This window comes from Sphingobacteriaceae bacterium, assembly GCA_002319075.1.
Lineage (GTDB): Bacteria > Bacteroidota > Bacteroidia > B-17B0 > Aurantibacillaceae > Aurantibacillus.
In genome coordinates this window covers 5,015,821-5,034,143 of the sequence record NVQB01000001.1, presented here as the reverse complement: position 1 = coordinate 5,034,143, position 18,323 = coordinate 5,015,821, and the positions used below count along the sequence as shown (strand labels likewise).

Below are 18,323 nucleotides of genomic sequence, written 5' to 3'. Positions count from 1 at the left end.
ATAAATTAGCCATACTAACACCATATGAAAAACATTAAATATTCCTTAATTGCAGTTGGCCTTGTTTTTTTAGCCTATTGCAAGACTACAAAAAAAACCGAGACTACTCCCCCACCCGCTCCGTTAGTAGCAAAGCCCTCTTACACACCTTCTGACAAACAGTTAGAAGTTGCAAACAAACGTTGGCCAAATACTACTCTTGCAGAAATACAGGAAGGTCAGGGTATTTATACTGGTAAGTGTGCCAGCTGCCATATGCTTTACGATATTATGGAATTTGGAGAAAAAAAATGGGTTCATGAAATTGAAAAAATGTCTCCAAAAGCTAAGTTAACAGACGATGAAAAACTTAAAATGAGTAAACACATCTTATCTTATAGAGAGGCGAATGCAGTTGTGAAGCCAAACTAGTTTTATTTTACTAAAATTGAAAGCGGCAGATGAAATAACATCTGCCGCTTTTATATTTATGGCTATACATAATTATATTTTGATGATCCTGAAGAAGTTATTCAGAAATCATATCAAAAAAAAATCCGGTCAATTGACCGGATTTTTTGATAGTATAAGTTAGTTTTAGCGGAATAAACTTATAGTTCCCTTTTTATCATAAGTCGATGCATCTTTACCGGTGGCTTTAATAGTGTAGAAGTAAACGCCTTCAGCAGCTTCCTTACCCTGGAGATTTTTTCCATCCCACTCAATGTTTCCGCTTTTTGAATGCAATTCATAAACTGTTTTACCCCAACGGTCAAAAATTACCGCCTTAATATCCGTTAGGTTACTTGCCTTAATATAAAACAGGTCATTTACACCATCTTGATTCGGAGTAAAAACATTCGGAATTTCCAGTACTGAAGGAATATCGACGTTAATTACCCTTTGTTTACTGGCCAGACAAGTTCCTTTAGTAGCATAAAGGGTAACCGTGTAACTTCCAGGTTGCGTATATAAAGCACTTGAACCTGCTACGCTGCTATAGGTTAGAGAAGAACTGTTACCGAAATTCCATACCGAATTTACATTGGATGAACCATTTGATGATGAAGATAAATTTGTGAAATTAACAGTAAGTGGGGCGAAACCGGTTTCAGTACTTGCAACAAAATCAGCATTTAATGATCCATTAACCACTGCAAAATTAGCACCTCTTAAACATCCGTTAATTGTATTAGTTACTATAACAGCATACTCACCGGTACTACCTACCGAAAACTCTTGCTTATCCGATCCTGACACGCTTACTGTAGGTGGCGATGTCCATTTGTACTCATATTTCTGTGTCGGATCAATAGGGACAGCTTTTAGCTTAACTAATGTTGCGCCGCAATCTAGAGTGTCTATGAGCTTACTGCCTGTTAAATCAGGATATAATTTACCGTCAAAAACAGTGGTGGTAGCAATAGCTGTGCAACCATTATTTAGATCTTTTGCAGTCATTGTGTAAATACCAACAGTAGCACCGGTATACGTTGTAGATGTGGATAAAGGCTGTTGTGGCGAAGGTCCGTTCCAAATATACGCTATAACAGGTTGTGGATGCGGATATGCTGTTATACCCGAAGCGCTGTTATTAGTCAAAACGATCGTTGGAGTCTTGCAGGTTACAGAAGGTGTTGATCTGCTTATCGAAGGTAATGGAAGTGCCAGATTCTGATAAATTGGAATGGTAGTATAACTTACACATTCACTGCTCTGATCTTTGATTACAAAAGTATAACTGTTTACGGTTGTAGCATTAGGGGTGGAATTAAGTGCATACGCTGTTATAGTATCGCCCTGCTGTGTGTTAGGGGTGCCGACAAACATCCAGGAGTAAGCAACATTTGGTGTTGTACTCGATCCTTTTAAAGTTACCCTCGGACGATCGCAATCTAAAACCTGCGTATCGAAAGAGGTTGCCATTGCTGGAGTAACTGTATTTTGTAAGATAGAAATTGGCACACGGGTCTCACAAAGACTGGTATTGTCTTTTGTAATGACCGTATATGTTCCTGGAGTACAAACAGTATATGTTGAATTTGTACTTAAAGGCCCACTTTGTGTTGCAGAGGAACTCGAAGGAGCAAGAAGTGTATAAGATACCGGCCCTCCCTGAGGGGTTGTATTTCCATTTACTATATTGACAATGGCGCAACTTTTAGAGCTACAACCTAAACTGAAGTTTTGAGGACTACTAACATTAAAACTTGGAAAGCCCTGATTGGATGTTACTGAGAAGTTTTTTAATGTTGTACATCCATTGATATCATTTACTACAACATATGTAAACGTTCCTACACCGCCTGGTAAATATAGCGCAGTATAAGAGGTAGAAGAAAAAGTACCACCCTGAGGGGCTAAAATTTGCTGGGTAACATTTACAGTTGGATTTGCAGTAATCGTAACTGGCGTTACACTTGTTAAGTTACAGGTAATGTTTTGAGTATTTGGGTTTATAACTGATTGCGGAGCTACAGTGTTGATTCCAAGACTAATCAAATTTGTACTCTTACAATTTGTAACCGGATCTGTACCAGTCACGGTATAAGTTCCAGGATTAATAGCGGTAATGGTATTAGTAACAAAGGTGGCACTGGCACTTGCCCAGAAATAATTCAGAGATCCATTATTGTAAGAATAGGTGGTAGTTGCCGATAAATCAATCGTTGGATATGTACACGTAATACTTGGTGAACCTGTATTATTAAGAAGGGCGAATGTAGGAGTTGGGGGAGCGGCATCAACGTTTATCGTTGTTGTTATTTTACAACCTAAAGGGTCACTCGCCGTTATTGCAACAACAACAGGAGGTCCACCAACGGGCAAAACAGAATAAGTACCTTGTGTGGTTGTACTATTGAGAGATACTAAATTTCCTTGCGACCATGTTATAGAAGATGGGTTAGCTGCTGAACCACTAGGGGTAATTGATACTACCGCTAAAGAATTTCCGCATTGGGCTTGAATAGCTGATGCATTTAGTAATGGTGCTGGAGTAATGGTGCTATTAACAACACGTGAAATAGGCGCGCAAGAACCCGCGGGTTGCATCGAAAGTGTAAATTGAGCAGAAACTGTTGCTGTGATGCATTGGTTTGTATAAGATGGGAACGTTTGACTTGCAGTTAAACCTGGCCCTGACCAAGAGTATGGCCCTAGTCCATCAGCAGCGCAAATTGTTGCACCAGCAGCGCCACAAGTAGGAACAGTGACGTTTAACCCGGCATCATAAGCATTCCCGTTTCCGTAAACCATCATCGGTCCACACTGCGCGTCAAAATAAATACAGCCAAAGTGACCACCTGCGTTACAATCAGAAATGATAATGTCGATGGTTATATTTTGCCCTATGTACGAAGTTAAATCCATGGAGTTAATTTTCCATGGATGATAAATGTTACCGAAATTATTGTTCGGATCATAAACCGATCCGTCGCCGCAATTGTAGTATGTAACAGGAACCGTTCCTGTACAGTTACTGCTGGGTGCCGACACTGAAAAATTAGGACAAGGAATAACTGTATTAGCACTCGCATTACTTAAACGGATTTGAAAACCACCCGCGTCGCAACAAGAGTGGCCTGGGGCAAAAACTGAAATAAAAGCAAATTGAAACAATGCATTGGAAGCTGTTACAGCGAAAGTTTTCGATAACTTTTCCAAGCTAAAATCTGAAGTCAATTCATCATTTAATCTTAGTACTTTGGTTCCAAATAAACCCTGAGTTATTTGGCTATTGGCAGCTGCAGCTCCACTCACTGTGCCTGTACCAAATACAGAGTAAATAGAATATTGGGTTCCAATTGTTGCGTCGAAATATCCACCTGCGGCACTGCAATCTATGAGTTCAGAGTGTGCTGGAGGCATTGGGCAACAACCAAGTAAATTACAAGATGTTACTCCAGGAAGTCCGCTGGGAAAATAAGGGCTGTAACCCGCTGAATTTGTCGGACTAAATGGTCCGGAAGTGGAACTGGTAGATAGATATGGATTATTTAAGCCTCCAGTAATTGTCCAGCCCGTAATTTGCGTTGAACTTGTTATAACTCCGGGAGATGAAGCTTCAAAATCCTCATTTACACAACCAGGTTGCGCTGCTGGTCTGTTATTATCCAAATAAGTATTGATATCATACATTATAGGTGAAGTATGAACCAGATTATATTTATTATTAATAAACTCCCTCTTCAACCTGAACATTCTAATCTTGAATTCAGAGCCTAAGAAGCGCTCGGAGATCGCAGACGCACGTGCAGCATTTTCGTCAAACCCTACTAATGAATCTTTATCGAATACATGATAAAATAGTGGATCGATAGCAAATTGAGCAGAGCCCGTTTTGCATATAGATAATAATAACAAAATTATTAGCGGGATGGAAATTTTAATTTTACTCATTGATTGGTTTTTTAGAGTTAAGTAGTGTGTTAACGATTCAAATATAGTACCAAATAATGTTAATATAAAAGAAAATGCCCCACTTCTGATTTTATTCAGAAACAGGGCATGAGTAATTGTAGAAAGCAATTAACTACCTAACCAGCGTAATCGTACCCTTTTTATCGTATTTAGAACCGTCTTTCCCGTTTGCTTTGATAATGTAGAAGTAAACTCCTGGAGCAGCTTCTTTTCCTGATTCGTATTTTCCATCCCATGATACATTGCCAGAGGCGCTTTGGATATCAAAAACAAGATTGCCCCAACGGTCAAAAACCTGCATGGTGATCTTATCAAGATTTGAACTTTTTAAGAAGAATAAATCATTTACATTGTCACCATTTGGGGTGAAAATATTTGGAATCTCGATGGCCGAAGGAATATCTACCTGTATAACAAGCTGCGCTGTATCCAAACAGCTGCCTTTGGTAACATATAAACTCACCGTATAAGTTCCAGGCTGGGTGTAGATAGCATTAGCCGTTGATAAGGTGCTTAGAGTTGGGGTAGCTGTACTGTTTCCAAAATTCCAATAAGCATTTATTCCAGAGCTGTTTAAACTCGATGAAGAGGTATTGCTAAAGGTAACATTCAATGGAGCATAACCACTCATGTTATCTGCTGTAAAGCTGGCATCCAGTGTTCCATTTATAACCGTTACCTGTGCAGGGGTAGAACATCCGTTAGCGGTATTGGTAATTACCACACGGTAGTTACCTGCTTTGTTTATACTTATACTAGCTGAGCTGGATGAAGAAATAGAAGCATTGGAAGGAGCGATCCAACTGTATGCATAATTCTTATTTTCGGGCGAAAGTATTAAGGGGGGAGTGATGTTGAAAAAATTTGAACCACAATCCAGGGTATCGATACTGATGGTAGAATTTGGTTCTAAGTCAGGGTATTTTCTATAGTCGCCAATAACAATTGTGCCTGTAGAGGTACAACCATTGTTTAAATCTTTAGCAGTGATCGTATAAATACCCGTTGTTCCGGCAATGTAAGTAGTGGTTAATTGTCTTGGTTCCTGCGGAGAGGGCCCCTGCCATAAAAAGCCTATAGCGGGAAGTCCTTGAGAGAAGCCCGTAGCGGGTGGAATGGTGCTGCTGCTTTGATTGGTTAAAACAATGGTAGAGGTTAAACAGGTAAGAGAAGGTGAACCTGCAGAGATTGCTGCAATGGGTTTATATAAATTCTGGCGCATAATCACCACTGTATCTGTTTTACAAGTACTACTGTTATCCCTTATTGTCAGGGTATAATTACCAACCACTGAACTGGTGGGAGCTATGGAGTTGGAATAAACTGTAATGCTATCTCCCTGCAAACTACCCGGAGTACCGGCAAATGACCATAGGTAATTTACATTGGGAGTGCTACTGCTTCCCCTCAAAGTGATAGTTGGAACATAACAATCCAATATGGTTCTTGGAACGCTGGTGTTAAGGTCTGGGCCTAAAGTATTTGATAAAATTGAAATCGGTGTACGGGTTTCACAAAAACTCGTGTTATCTTTTGTAATCACCGTCCAGGTACCCGGTACATTTACTGAATACGTAGATAAAACACTAAGATTTCCACTTAACGTTACACTGCTTGCTCCCGGGGGAAGTAAAGTGTAAGACACCGGTCCGCCCTGGGGAGAGGTATTTCCGTTGACGATATTAATAACAGCCACACTTTTTGAATTACACCCAAGAGTGAAATTATCAGGACTCAAAACATTGTAAGTAGGAAATCCCTGGTTGGAACTCACTGTAAAAATACGGCAAGAGGAGCAACCATTAATATCATTGATAACACAATGCGTAAAGTTACCTACCCCACCGGGTAAATAAACCAGGGTATTAGAGGTAGTTGCAAAAGTTCCTCCAGAGGGAGACTGTATTTGCTGGGTAATATTTATCGTTGGACTAGCAACTGATGTAATTGTTGTTATAGAGGTTAAATTACAAGTAATGTTCTGAAACAAAGGATTTAATGTTGCTGAGGGCGTGGATATGTTGAGCCCCACCGTAAAGGTCTGAAAAGAGGTACACCCTGAAACAGGATTTAGAGCATAGAGCGTGTAATTGCCTATCGTTGAATTGGTAATGGCTGCCACTGAACCATTAATCACCGTACTGGTTCCATTCGTCCAGGTATAAGTATTAGTAGATACCTGAGAAATTAAATTTACAGTTGGAGTTAAACAGGTAACCGAATATACAGGCCCTGCCGGAAGTATGGTAATAAGAGCTGGTGCAGGAACAGGATTAAGCGTAAAATTCGCCACCGCTGAACAACCACCCACTGCCGTTACCGTAGCCGTATAAGGACCAGCAGGAATACCACTGCCCGACAAAAATGTTGTTGTATTAGATGTTACCCCATTAGGAACCGAAGCCCAGTTAACCGTGTAACCAGGAGCAGGAGTGGCCGGGAAAAAACTCAAATTTAAATTAAACGCGTTCAGAGTACTCGTACAACTCGTATTCGTTACCGTGGGAACTACTGTGGGCTGGGGATTCACAGAGACGTTATTAATGGTTGTTGCAGTAAGCGTTTGATTCAAACTTGTTACTCCGGTAAGATAAGTTGTATAAGTTGTACTTACAGTCGGTGTTACAACAAATGATCCTGTAGTATTAACAGTACCGCCAGGTTGTATAGAATAAGTAATATTTGAAAGCGTAGTTGTATTAGCTACGGTAAGCGTTCTGCTGGCGCCGAAACAAATCGACGCATTATTTATTAAGGAACAACTGGTATTTCCTGTTCCACCGATCTGACTCAAAACAATATTTTGAGGTGTGCTATAAAAATTGGTAATCATTACCATGTAATACTGCCCCGACACGGCACTTCCAATGTTTAAAGTTTCGGTGAAGCTTGAAGAGTAACTACAATCCACTGTCATGTTCGCAGTAAGACTTCCACATATTCCGGTGAGAGAACTAAATGGTCCCCAGCACACAAAATCCACATCGGTACCCGGACTCGTATTCGGAGCTGTGCCTATTTGCCCTTGAATAAGAATATCAAGACTGCCCGATTGACCAACCTGGATATAGTACCACGCTGGACTAGGAACATAAAAAGAGATATTACTGCCAACAGGCCAGCCTGGCAAGCAGTCGTAATTCGGACCTGTCTCACCAATTGCTGTTAAAGTAGATGCCGGAAAAGTAACTCCTGATACGCCACCGGCGCAAAAAGGCAATGCAGTGGCACATGTATTTTGAGCTTTACTTAAAAAGAGAGTAGTCAGAAAAAAAAATAAAAATACTTTTTTCATAGAAATGGATTTATTGGAATTACAAATCTATAAATATATTTATCATATGAAGTTAAAATATCTTGTAGGGTGATTTAATTTAAGGGATAACAAGCTTGCGTCAAAAAGAGCTTCACGCAAAAAAATAAGTCATTTTTTTAGCTACTTTTGCCGGCATTTCAAACCCAAAACACATATGAAAAAACTTTTATTTTTAATTTTATTTGTTACCACCTCATTTATCAAAAGTCAAACTACAATAAACACATGTGCCGGAACGGCCGTAATATTAACTGCCCCCAATCCACAGAATTTAACCACTCCAACTTATTCGATGAATCCCGGAGGTCTTAATAGCTCTACTGGAACATGGACCGTTAACCCAGCCTCAACCACAAACTATACACTTTTCACAAATGGTCAAAACGCTTCAAATACTAATACTACCACGTCGGTTGTGATCACAATAAGCGTCCAGGCACAGCCACAAACTGCCCCAACTGTCACTTCCAGTACCTGCACAAATTCACTGCAAGCATTTCACTTAGGATTGACATTCACGTCAACTCTTATACCGACTTATACAGTTAACTGGGCAACTATTCCGAATAATGTTTATTCCTCCACTCAAACAAACGCCTCGGGAACATTTGTTGCTGGATTGTATCAGGCAACTATTACCGCTGCCGGTGGATGTTCTACCACAGCCAGTTTCAGCATAGGGAGTCCGATAATGCCCGTTATAATTTCCTTTCCCCCAAGCAACCAACCCAATTTTGTTATTAACTGCTACACCCCTACTTTGACAGTTAACATGAACCCTTCAACATATAATTATTCATGGATGAAAACAAATTCATCAACAGTCACTGGGTCCGTTATTTCTTTTAACGCTTCATCTATAGGAAATTGGACTGTAATTGCAACTGATCCGATAACGGGTTGTAATGCACAGCAAACTTTTAATGTTAGCCAAAATACCACTACTCCAACTTCATCATTGTCTCCTCTGTTTCAAAACATTACATGCAATCTTTCAAGTGTTACTTCGGTTAGCGCATTCGCAAATCCTTCTTTAAATGTATTACATCAATTCATTTCTCCTTTGGCTGGAACATTTTCTAGTCCTTCATACTCCACTATTTATGTGCCCGGAGCTCCGGGCACTTATACACATTTTCTAACGAATACTATCAGTGGCTGCAGCACTTTCAAGACTTTCACAGTTGTTAGCAATAACGGATTCCCTTCTTTCACCGCAACAAGTCCCCAAAACTTTACACTTGGCTGTTCGAGTAAAAGTTTTGCTATAGTCTCTCTGATTAATGGTATCACTTCTCCATCCGGGGGACCAGTTTCTTATACCATTCTGCCGCCAGGATCGAGCTCATCAAGTCTTCCTTCAGGATCACTCGGACCCGTTTCCTTTTTTTCTATTACAATTCCAGGCACTTACACCTTCATAACACGAGACAATACAAGCTTTTGTGAGTCGCGCGTGCCCATAACTATCTTGCAAAATACAACAAGTCCCTCGGTTTATTCTGTTTCGCCATCTGGAACGATTACATGTTCTATTACACAAATTAAACTCGAAGGGATCAGCTCTACAAATCACGTGGGATATAGCTGGGTATTTCCAAACTCCGTTGTTAATAGTAACACTATAAATGTTACCTCGATCTCATCCATTCCTTCAAACACCCTGGTAAATAACTATACGCTCACTATGCAGGACAGTTCTAATCTCTGTATTACGAAACAGGTAGTTCCGGTGTTTCAAAATATATTTCCGCCGAAGGCCATAATTGGCTCCTCTATAACGGCGTTAACTTGTAATAATCCTTCCATTATGCTGTTAAATTATAGTCAATCCACTATCCCTCCACAAACCGGATTTCCAAACTATATGTTTGTTATGGCGACTCTTTGGAAAGGACCTGCGCCACAACTGCCGTTACAAAATAGCACTGGGTACACGGCGTTCGTTCCTGGAATTTACACCCTCACAGCTTTGGATCTAAATAATGGTTGTACCTCTAAGACTATTACAACGGTAATGGACAACAGAATTTATCCGAATGTTGTTACGCCTGCCACTTTCTCATTCCTACCCTGCCCTGGTATTGTTACCATATCACCACTCATTATTGGTTCTACTTCAGGTTTAACTTACAGTTGGACAACACCGCCAAACGCTTCAGTATCTATTAGCGGAGCGAACCTCACTACAAACTACCCCGGCCCATATACCGTTGTAGTAACAAATTTCCTTACAGGTTGTTCCGCTTCAGTAATGATACCCGTTTATGCCTGCGTAGGTGTTAATGAAAGTTATAATGGGTCAAAAAAAATAAATATTTCTCCAAATCCCGGTTATGGAGTGTTCAAACTAAACTTTGAAGCAGATTTATCTTCCCGTTATTCGGTAGAAATTTTTAATGCCCTGGGACAATTGATAAAATCAGAAAGTGTTTCAGGAAACAATCATATAATTTCCATTGAAAATGAGGAAACGGGCATTTATAGCGTGCGCTTGTTCCAGAATAACAGGATTTATGCTGTTACTAAACTCGTAAAACAATAGAAATTGAATAGCAACCCTGTATGGCTGGGCAGAATCGTTTTATTAGTTAAAAAAGAGAAGCATTTTGCTTACATTTTTTGCGGTTAATTAATTATTTATTATATTTGTCGCCTCAATAAAAAAAAAGAATAATGTATTTATCATCACAAGTTAAAAAAGACATTTTTAAGAAGCACGGTGGAACGGAAAAAAACACTGGAAGCTCTGAATCACAAATAGCATTATTTACTCTTCGTATTGACCATTTAACGGGTCACTTAAAAGGTAATAAAAAAGATTTTGGTACACAACGTGCTCTATTAAATTTAGTAGGAAAGCGTCGTGCATTATTGGATTATTTAAAGAAAAATGATTTGATGCGTTACCGCGCGATCATTAAGACTTTAGATATCCGTAAATAATTAAAGATATTAGACTTATTTAAAGGGGGCATTTCGAATAACAATTTCGAAGTGCCTTTTTTGTTAAATCGTGGTACGCTTAAACACTGAGGTACGGAAGCCGCCGGGTAGCAAAGAAGACATTTAGTTTGGTTAAAAACAAAACTAAAACTCAGTGGCCTCAGTACCTCTGTGTTGAAAAGAAAAATAAAACAATATAAACCCGTTTCGAAAACGTCGGAACATAAAACAAAAAAATAAAAACATGTCACAAACAGGAATCACCCACAGCTTTGACCTCGGCGATGGCCGCATGGTAAGCTTAGAAACAGGCAAATTGGCCAAACAAGCTGATGGATCAGTAGTAGTAAGATTAGGAGATACCATGATCCTTGCTACCATTGTAAGTAACAAAGACGCAAAAGAAGGCGTAGACTTCTTACCTTTAACAGTTGATTACCAGGAAAAATATGCTTCGGCAGGCCGTTTCCCGGGAGGCTTCTTTAAACGTGAAGCAAAATTATCTGACTATGAAGTATTGATTAGCCGTATCGTTGACCGTGCTTTACGTCCACAATTTCCGGAAGATTACCACGCAGATACACAATTAATGTTGTCATTAATTTCATCTGATAAAGAAAATATGCCTGACGCTCTTGTAGGTTTAGCTGCTGCTGCTGCTATTGCAGTGAGTGACATTCCCTTCAATGGTCCGGTTAGTGAAGTTCGTGTTGCTAAAATTGATGGCAAATTAGTTATCAATCCAACAAAATCTCAAATGGTTGGTAACACCCTGGAGATGATCGTTGCAGCTTCGGCTACGGATATAGCGATGGTAGAAGGTGAAATGAGCGAAGTAAGTGAAGAAGAAATGTTAGAAGCAATTAAATTTGCGCACGAAGCTATTAAAGTTCAAATCAAAGCTATCAACGAATTTGCTGTAAAAGCTGGTTTAAAACCAAAACGTGAATACAACCACGAAACCAATGATGCCGATTTGAAAGCAAAAGTAATGAAAGAAACTTACGATGCAGTTTACGCGGCCGCTAAAAAATTAGATCCGAACAAAAACAACCGTAAAGTAAATTTCAAAGCTCCTTTAGAAGAATTCAAAAAACAATACACTCCTGAGGAATTGAAGCCAATTGAGTCGTTAATTAACAAATATTACCACGAAGTAGAATACGTTGCGGTTCGTCGTTTAGCGATTGATGAAAAAGTACGCTTAGATGGTCGTAAAACCGATCAGATCCGTCCTATCTGGGCTGAAGTAGGTTACCTCCCTTCACCACACGGTAGTTCAGTTTTTACACGTGGAGAAACGCAATCTTTAACCACAGTGACTTTAGGAACTCCAATGGACAAATTAAGAATTGACGGAGCCTTTAATCAAGGCGAAGAAACTTTTATTTTACATTACAACTTCCCCGGGTTCAGTACAGGTGAAGCAAAACCTAACCGTGGCGTTGGTCGCCGCGAAGTTGGTCACGGTAACTTAGCTTTACGTGCTTTGAAAAAAGTTGTTCCATCTGATTCAGGATATACCATTCGTGTAGTGAGCGATATTTTAGAAAGTAATGGTTCATCAAGTATGGCAACTGTTTGCGCAGGTTCGTTAGCTTTAATGGATGCGGGTGTTCAAATTAAGAAGCCGGTTGCTGGTATCGCTATGGGTTTAATTACAGATGACAAAGGCGGTTATGCTATTTTATCGGATATATTAGGTGATGAAGATCATTTAGGTGATATGGATTTTAAAGTATGTGGTACAAAAGACGGTATCACAGCAGTTCAAATGGATTTAAAAGTAAATGGTTTACCTTATGAAGTAATGGCGAAAGCTATGGCACAAGCTAAAGAAGGACGTTTACACATTATGAACGAAATGCTGAAAGCCATTGAAAAACCACGTGAAGATTACAAACCACATGCTCCTCGTTTTGAGAAGATTGTTATAGCTGGTGAATTCATTGGTGCCATAATCGGACCAGGAGGAAAAGTTATTCAAGAGATGCAAAAAACTACCAATACAACTATCGTCATTACTGAAGATGGAAAAAATGGTATTGTAGAGATCTTTGGTACAAACTTAGCAGACGTAACAGCTGCGAAGAATCGCATTAAAGGTATAGTAGCCGTTCCTGAACTAGGAGACGTTTACCAGGCTAAAGTAAAAACAATTATGCCTTACGGTGCATTTGTAGAGATAATGCCAGGTAAAGATGGTTTATTACACATCAGCGAATACGACTGGAAACGTATTGATACTTTAGAAGGTTTATTAAAAGAAGGTGATACCATCGAAGTAAAATATGTGGGAGATGATCCTAAAACCAAAAAAATCAAATTAAGCCGCAAAGTTCTTTTACCGAAACCGGAAGGGCATGTTGAAAGACCTGAGAAAAAAGAAGCTTAAAAATACTAAAGCTTGAATCTGGCCTGGTTAACTCTAATAAAAAACCGCTCTTAATAAAGGGCGGTTTTTTTGTAAAACTTAAACTTTAAACGAAACTTATTCCTTCAAAGCATTTATTAAATATTCAACTTTATCACTTTGTATATAATCAGGATTTTTTTGAATAGCTTCCAAATTGTCTTTTTCTGTGGATGCGTTGAACAATGCAATTCTTAGATTTTGCTTATGAGCTTGCTCAATTTCCTCTTCACTAATCTTCGCCATATCCATGGTAAGCCCGTAAAGAGATATTTCTTTTGCAGTTGCCAAACCAACCGTACTCTCATCAGTATATAAAAACAAACGAAGATCTTTATTTTTCGATTGAACAATTTTCAAAAAGTCTACATTGAAACTTTCAATAAAACAGTTGTTCTGTAATTTATATTTATTAATATGTTTTAGTAAGGCTCTTGCAAAGAGTTCGTAATACTCGTAGCTATCATCCATAGTTTTACAATCAAAAGTAAAAATCTGTTTTTCGCTCCTCTGCACCCTTTCAAAAAAATAGGACGCCTCAATAAGATTTGCCTTTGAAAATAAGGGCTTTTTAAAACGACATCCCTGCAGGTCACGTGAGTTGCTATTCCTAATTAAACCACTGCAATCTGTATTTTCGTCGAGATCTTGCGTATGACATAATATAAGTACACTGTCTTTTGTAACACAGACGTCCATTTCAGTTCCATCAACTCCTTTGTCCATACACTCTGACAAAGATTCATAGGAGTTCATAGGATAACTATTATATATCCCCATTCCGCCGTGACCGAATACCGAAATACTATTATTGTTTAAATTTTCGATTTGCCATATAACAGGATCCTTTCTGCATCCTAACAAAAAAATCAGTAAAGCATATGTAAAGGTCCGCCACACTCAATCTTAAAATTAATAATACCTTTTCAGTAATCCTTTATAAAAAACTAAAAAAAACATTCAGGCAAATCGCTATCTGGTAAATACTTGATACAGGCCGCAACATATCTTCTGCAAAACATCGGTTTTAGTACTATAACAAATCTTTACGGCGCTATAAAAGATAATGAGAATTTACCCCACGGCAAAAAGCAATTACATTATTTAAAAAGGTAGAATTTCTGATTTTCAATTAATGTCTGGCAATTTCTTAAAACGTTTGCTCAGTATAATCAGAAATGCCGTGTTTATTGAAAGGAACTTTTTAATTAAAATTCATGTGGACAAAAGCTTTTTGAACCGAACTTACTTCGATTGAAACCTTCAGTGAACCAGGACTTCCCGCCGGCAGTATTATTACGAATTAAACTATAAAGAAAACAAAAGCACCAAGACAAATTACTTTTTTACTGATTTAATTTCCCTGGTAGTAGCGCAAATAATTTAAGCGCCAGGCTTTGTTTGCTTTTGCATTATATTTTTCAAGTAGTGGAGCGTTATCAGTGTTACATAAAGTAACCTCCTGCAATTTTTCGTTTAATTCATATGGCAAAATACCTAACTCTTTCAGAGAGGCTACGAAGAGAATATTGCGGTAAGCTTCGTTTAAAGAATAAGAACATAACTTCACTTTATATCCTGCCCTTTGCAACGTATTGTTTAAAATAGCTGTACCCAAACCTTTTGCATCGCTTGTGTAACCATGCCAGTTAATGAGGATAACCGAAGAATCTGTGATATTTTGTTTTAGTTTCTTAAGACTTTCCAAAGTAAGCACATGAGAAGGCTGTTCTTCTCCTTTGAATATATCCACAAGTATAACCTGGTATTTCTTATCACAATGATTTAAAAAATAACGCGCGTCCTCGTCATATGTTTTTACAGTTTCATCAAGGTAAAAAAAATCTCTTGCAGCTTTGGTAATTCTTGCATCCAACTCTACTCCTTCTGTTCTATAATTTTTTTTCACTAAAAGATTAGCGGTTAATCCTCCCCCCAAACCCAATACCAGGGCGTTCTGCTTAACCGAGATGTTCTTCAACAGTGTGTCAATTAACGTTACATATTTTGAAAGTGATCTTTTACTTTGTAAATCCATCTCACTTTGAATGATATCATTGATGGTTAAAATGCGGTAAGGTTTTTTCCTTCCATCCATTAGATCTCTTACTTGTAAGTATCCGAGTATGCTATCAGAACTCAGCAAAAAATCTTTTTTCTTTTCAGTAAACTGAAGGTTAAGATACGCGAAAGAAATTGCTAAAAAAAAATGAAGCCCTTTAAAAACTCGGAATACAAAAACATTCATTACAAATAAAACAGCTCCAAACGCAAGTAAACAAGTGTTTAATCCAAATTCAGGAATGAAATAAAAGCCGCATAGAAACGTTGCAAAAATACCACCTAGCGTAGAAACCGCGTAAACAGTACCGCTTACTTTTCCTGCTTTTTCATTTTCTGAAGTTTGTACTAAAATAAATAAGGGAGAACTTGCTCCTAAAAAAAAAATGGGAGGAAATAACAAAGCCAAAGTACTTGCAACCACGCCTGTTAAAAAAGGAAGATACGAGATGCGAGGTACCAGATAATAACTGATAACCGGCATTATCAAAAGAAACATAGCTGCCGCACTCAGCAAGCGAAATAGATTAAGAGAATGATTGTTTTTTTTTTCGGAGACCCTTCCGCCGAAAAAATAACCAGAAGCCAGCGCAGCCAGCGTAATGCCCATTACAGAAGCCCAAACATAAAGACTGCTTCCAAAAACAGGTGCTAAAAGTTTCGCTCCGCACAACTCTGCAGCCATTACTGCAGCGCCTTCAACAAAACTAAGTAGCAGCAATTTTTTTAGCATGGATTTATAAATTTGAATGAAAGTTTATCAAACCTTCCATAGGCGATCTAATTACTGTGCCCATTGTGTAACCATGTTTTGCTGCAACCTCGGCTATAAGGTCTTTATAATAATACCCAATAGATCCAACAGTATGCACGGTGTATTTTCTTGATTCTGAATACTTATTAATCTGCTGAACAAAGAAAGATTCGAAGCATTCCTTTAAAAGGCTAATAATGTAAGGATGATTTAAATGCGTACAAACAAACCCATTTATCGAAGCGAGATATCTTCCAGGTACACTGTGTTTATAAACATTATCCAGAATAACTTCTCTGTTGTAGCCGGCATCTTCAAAAGCTTTAACCACTTCAGAAGGTGTTCTTCCTTCAAAATAATCACGTATAAAATACTTTCCTATTTGTGATCCTCCACCGTAATCGCTCCATAAATAACCTGTTGAAGGAACATTTTCAAGAATATCTTTGCCGTTGTAAAGACAACTATTGCTGCCGGTACCAAGAATACAGGCTATTCCCCACTCCTTTTTACACAATGCCCGTGCCGCTGCTAAAAGATCATGATCGACATTTACTTTAGAAATACCAAGAGCCTTAGTTATACTCTCTTTTATCAAATTACGATTCGCATCCGTAGAACAGCCAGTACCATAGTAATGTACCTCCTCAACTTCTTGAAGGTGGTTATGAAAGTGTGGCTTTAGGTTATTGATCAGTTCAGCGCTTATCTGCTCTACTGTTTGAAAATAAGGATTAAAGCCAATGGTTTTTACCTCTTTAATAACTTCAGAGTCTTTTAAAAGTATCCAGTCAGTCTTCGTTGATCCGCTATCGGCTAATATCACGTACATGGGCGCAAAATAACAAAAAAAAACCGTCCCGGAAGCGGGACGGTTTAAATATAATTAAGAGTTTTATTTATCCGTTAGTTTCTTCTGAAGCGGGTGCATCTGTAGCTGGAGCTTCTGATTCAACTGCTGGTGTTTCTGCTGCTGCTGCATTTTTAGCTGCAATTTTAGCTGCTTTCGCATCTTTTGCTGCTGTTTCTGCTTTGTGGCGTTCAGAAGCTTGTTTGCTTGACTCAGTTTTTAAACGATCGCTTTTTCCAACAATTTTACCTGCTTTTTCGCCAACCCATTTGTTGAATTTTTCTTCCACCTGAGCTTCGGTTAAAGCGCCTTTTTTAACACCTTCTAATAAGTGTTTTTTCATCATAATACCTTTGTACGAAAGAATCGCACGAGCTGTATCTGTAGGTTGAGCGCCTTTCATTAACCAACTTAAAGTTGAATCAAAATTAAGGTCAATAGTTGCAGGGTTTGAATTAGGATTATAAGTTCCTAATTTTTCAATGAATTTTCCATCACGTGGTGCACGACCATCCGCAACTACTAAATGAAAGAAAGCTTTATCTTTCTTACCATGTCTTTGTAGTCTAATCTTTACTGCCATTTTTTTATTGTTTTAAAATTTGAGGATGCAAATATCCAACTTTAATCTGGTTTTACCAAAAAAACCTAACAAAAATACAGGTAAAACCGATTAAAACTCCTAATTTCGTACCTGCTAATTATTTTCCCTATGCAAATTAAAGAAAGAGGAATTATTCTAATTCCCATTGATTTTACCAAACAATCATTAGCTGCTGTAAAGCAATCCTACAATTTAGCAAAATACACGCACTCAAAATTGGTGTTGCTACATGTTTATCAGGCTCCTGGCGACGAAAGCTTCGAAGCTCTGGCCAAACTTGCCAAACAAACCGAACAAGAAAGTACTGTCCCTACAGACTTTATGAGCGTTAAGGGCGATATTTATGATGAAACTGATAGAGTTGCGGGGGAAATTAATGCTACTCTTATAATTGCAGGACTTGAAAGTCATATGAAGTTCCGTAACATTATAGGTTCCAGCGCCAGCAAACTGATAAGAAAAGCACCTTGCCCGGTAATTACCATTCGTGGAAATGATCACCGCGATGGTTGTGAAAATATTTTATTACCCCTTGATCTTTCTGCGGAAACCCGCGAAAAAACAGATATAGCGATACAATTTGCTAAATACTTTGGCGCGAGTATACGTATTCTTGGCGTTTTTGATGCCAAAGATGCTGATTATGAAAACAAGCTTCTAGCCTACTCTCACCAGGTAAAACAATTTATTAAGAGCAAAGGAATCTCCTGCACAAATAAGTCTATTCCTACTCTCGATATCGCTCAAAGTGTAGTAGATTACGCTGATAAGATTGAAGCCGATCTAATTATGATCATGAACAAACCTGACCTGGGCGTTCGCGAATTTTTTAAAGGAACAGATTCTCAAAAAATAGTTGATATAAGTGCTATCCCGGTAATGACGATTCAGCCAATGAAACGTGAAAGCATAATGAGCTTTGGTACGGGACTATAGAAAAATCTTGTTCAAATTAAGAAGTCTAAGAAAACGAAACTA

General features: G+C 38.5%; 11 protein-coding genes. 5 read left to right on the top strand and 6 right to left on the bottom strand.

Going from position 1 to position 18,323, the window contains the following annotated elements; translation table 11 throughout:
- Positions 1-24: 24 nt before the first annotated feature.
- A complete protein-coding gene (locus CNR22_21815) occupies positions 25-411 on the top strand; it encodes a hypothetical protein (protein PBQ34297.1) in 387 nt (128 codons plus the stop codon).
- A gap of 165 nt (positions 412-576) precedes the next feature.
- On the opposite strand, the gene CNR22_21810 is transcribed toward CNR22_21815, so the two are convergent.
- Together CNR22_21810 and CNR22_21805 are read right to left on the bottom strand one after the other, a co-directional pair.
- Positions 577-4,380 carry a hypothetical protein gene (locus tag CNR22_21810; protein ID PBQ34296.1) on the bottom strand — a complete coding sequence of 1,268 codons (3,804 nt, stop codon included), beginning with the start codon at positions 4,378-4,380 and terminating at the stop codon, positions 577-579.
- Between the two features lie 133 nt (positions 4,381-4,513).
- Positions 4,514-7,696, bottom strand: coding sequence for a hypothetical protein (locus CNR22_21805; protein ID PBQ34295.1), 3,183 nt, complete (start codon positions 7,694-7,696; stop codon positions 4,514-4,516).
- A 175-nt stretch (positions 7,697-7,871) separates the two neighbouring features.
- On the opposite strand from CNR22_21805, the gene CNR22_21800 reads away from it, so the two are divergent.
- The 3 genes from CNR22_21800 to pnp all read left to right on the top strand — a co-directional run bounded on the left by CNR22_21800 (position 7,872) and on the right by pnp (position 13,058).
- Positions 7,872-10,262, top strand: coding sequence for a hypothetical protein (locus tag CNR22_21800; protein ID PBQ34294.1), 2,391 nt, complete (start codon positions 7,872-7,874; stop codon positions 10,260-10,262).
- Between the two features lie 131 nt (positions 10,263-10,393).
- The gene (locus CNR22_21795) at positions 10,394-10,663 is read left to right on the top strand and encodes a 30S ribosomal protein S15 (GenBank protein PBQ34293.1); all 270 of its coding nucleotides are present in this window, start codon (positions 10,394-10,396) and stop codon (positions 10,661-10,663) included.
- Positions 10,664-10,907: 244 nt separating this feature from the next.
- Positions 10,908-13,058 carry a polyribonucleotide nucleotidyltransferase gene (pnp, locus tag CNR22_21790; GenBank protein PBQ34292.1) on the top strand — a complete coding sequence of 717 codons (2,151 nt, stop codon included), beginning with the start codon at positions 10,908-10,910 and terminating at the stop codon, positions 13,056-13,058.
- Between the two features lie 96 nt (positions 13,059-13,154).
- Here pnp and CNR22_21785 read toward each other — a convergent pair whose 3' ends face one another.
- The 4 genes from CNR22_21785 to CNR22_21770 form a co-directional block, all read right to left on the bottom strand.
- Positions 13,155-13,940, bottom strand: coding sequence for a hypothetical protein (locus CNR22_21785; GenBank protein ID PBQ34291.1), 786 nt, complete (start codon positions 13,938-13,940; stop codon positions 13,155-13,157).
- Between the two features lie 490 nt (positions 13,941-14,430).
- Complete coding sequence (locus CNR22_21780) at positions 14,431-15,870, bottom strand: hypothetical protein (GenBank protein PBQ34290.1); 1,440 nt, start codon at positions 15,868-15,870, stop codon at positions 14,431-14,433.
- Positions 15,871-15,874: 4 nt separating this feature from the next.
- Positions 15,875-16,723 carry an ATPase gene (locus CNR22_21775; protein PBQ34289.1) on the bottom strand — a complete coding sequence of 283 codons (849 nt, stop codon included), beginning with the start codon at positions 16,721-16,723 and terminating at the stop codon, positions 15,875-15,877.
- Positions 16,724-16,790: 67 nt separating this feature from the next.
- Positions 16,791-17,324 carry a 30S ribosomal protein S16 gene (locus CNR22_21770; GenBank protein PBQ34288.1) on the bottom strand — a complete coding sequence of 178 codons (534 nt, stop codon included), beginning with the start codon at positions 17,322-17,324 and terminating at the stop codon, positions 16,791-16,793.
- A gap of 129 nt (positions 17,325-17,453) precedes the next feature.
- Here CNR22_21770 and CNR22_21765 point away from each other — a divergent pair, with 129 nt between their 5' ends.
- Positions 17,454-18,281 (top strand): hypothetical protein, encoded by an 828-nt coding sequence (locus CNR22_21765; protein ID PBQ34287.1) that lies wholly within the window; start codon positions 17,454-17,456, stop codon positions 18,279-18,281.
- Positions 18,282-18,323 lie beyond the last annotated feature (42 nt).

Coding starts and splice junctions, on each gene's coding strand:
- CNR22_21815 (PBQ34297.1), top strand. CDS start 25: ATGAAAAACATTAAATATTCCTTAATTGCAGTTGGCCTTGTTTTTTTA.
- CNR22_21810 (PBQ34296.1), bottom strand. CDS start 4,380: ATGAGTAAAATTAAAATTTCCATCCCGCTAATAATTTTGTTATTATTA.
- CNR22_21805 (PBQ34295.1), bottom strand. CDS start 7,696: ATGAAAAAAGTATTTTTATTTTTTTTTCTGACTACTCTCTTTTTAAGT.
- CNR22_21800 (PBQ34294.1), top strand. CDS start 7,872: ATGAAAAAACTTTTATTTTTAATTTTATTTGTTACCACCTCATTTATC.
- CNR22_21795 (PBQ34293.1), top strand. CDS start 10,394: ATGTATTTATCATCACAAGTTAAAAAAGACATTTTTAAGAAGCACGGT.
- pnp (PBQ34292.1), top strand. CDS start 10,908: ATGTCACAAACAGGAATCACCCACAGCTTTGACCTCGGCGATGGCCGC.
- CNR22_21780 (PBQ34290.1), bottom strand. CDS start 15,870: ATGCTAAAAAAATTGCTGCTACTTAGTTTTGTTGAAGGCGCTGCAGTA.
- CNR22_21775 (PBQ34289.1), bottom strand. CDS start 16,723: ATGTACGTGATATTAGCCGATAGCGGATCAACGAAGACTGACTGGATA.
- CNR22_21770 (PBQ34288.1), bottom strand. CDS start 17,324: ATGGCAGTAAAGATTAGACTACAAAGACATGGTAAGAAAGATAAAGCT.
- CNR22_21765 (PBQ34287.1), top strand. CDS start 17,454: ATGCAAATTAAAGAAAGAGGAATTATTCTAATTCCCATTGATTTTACC.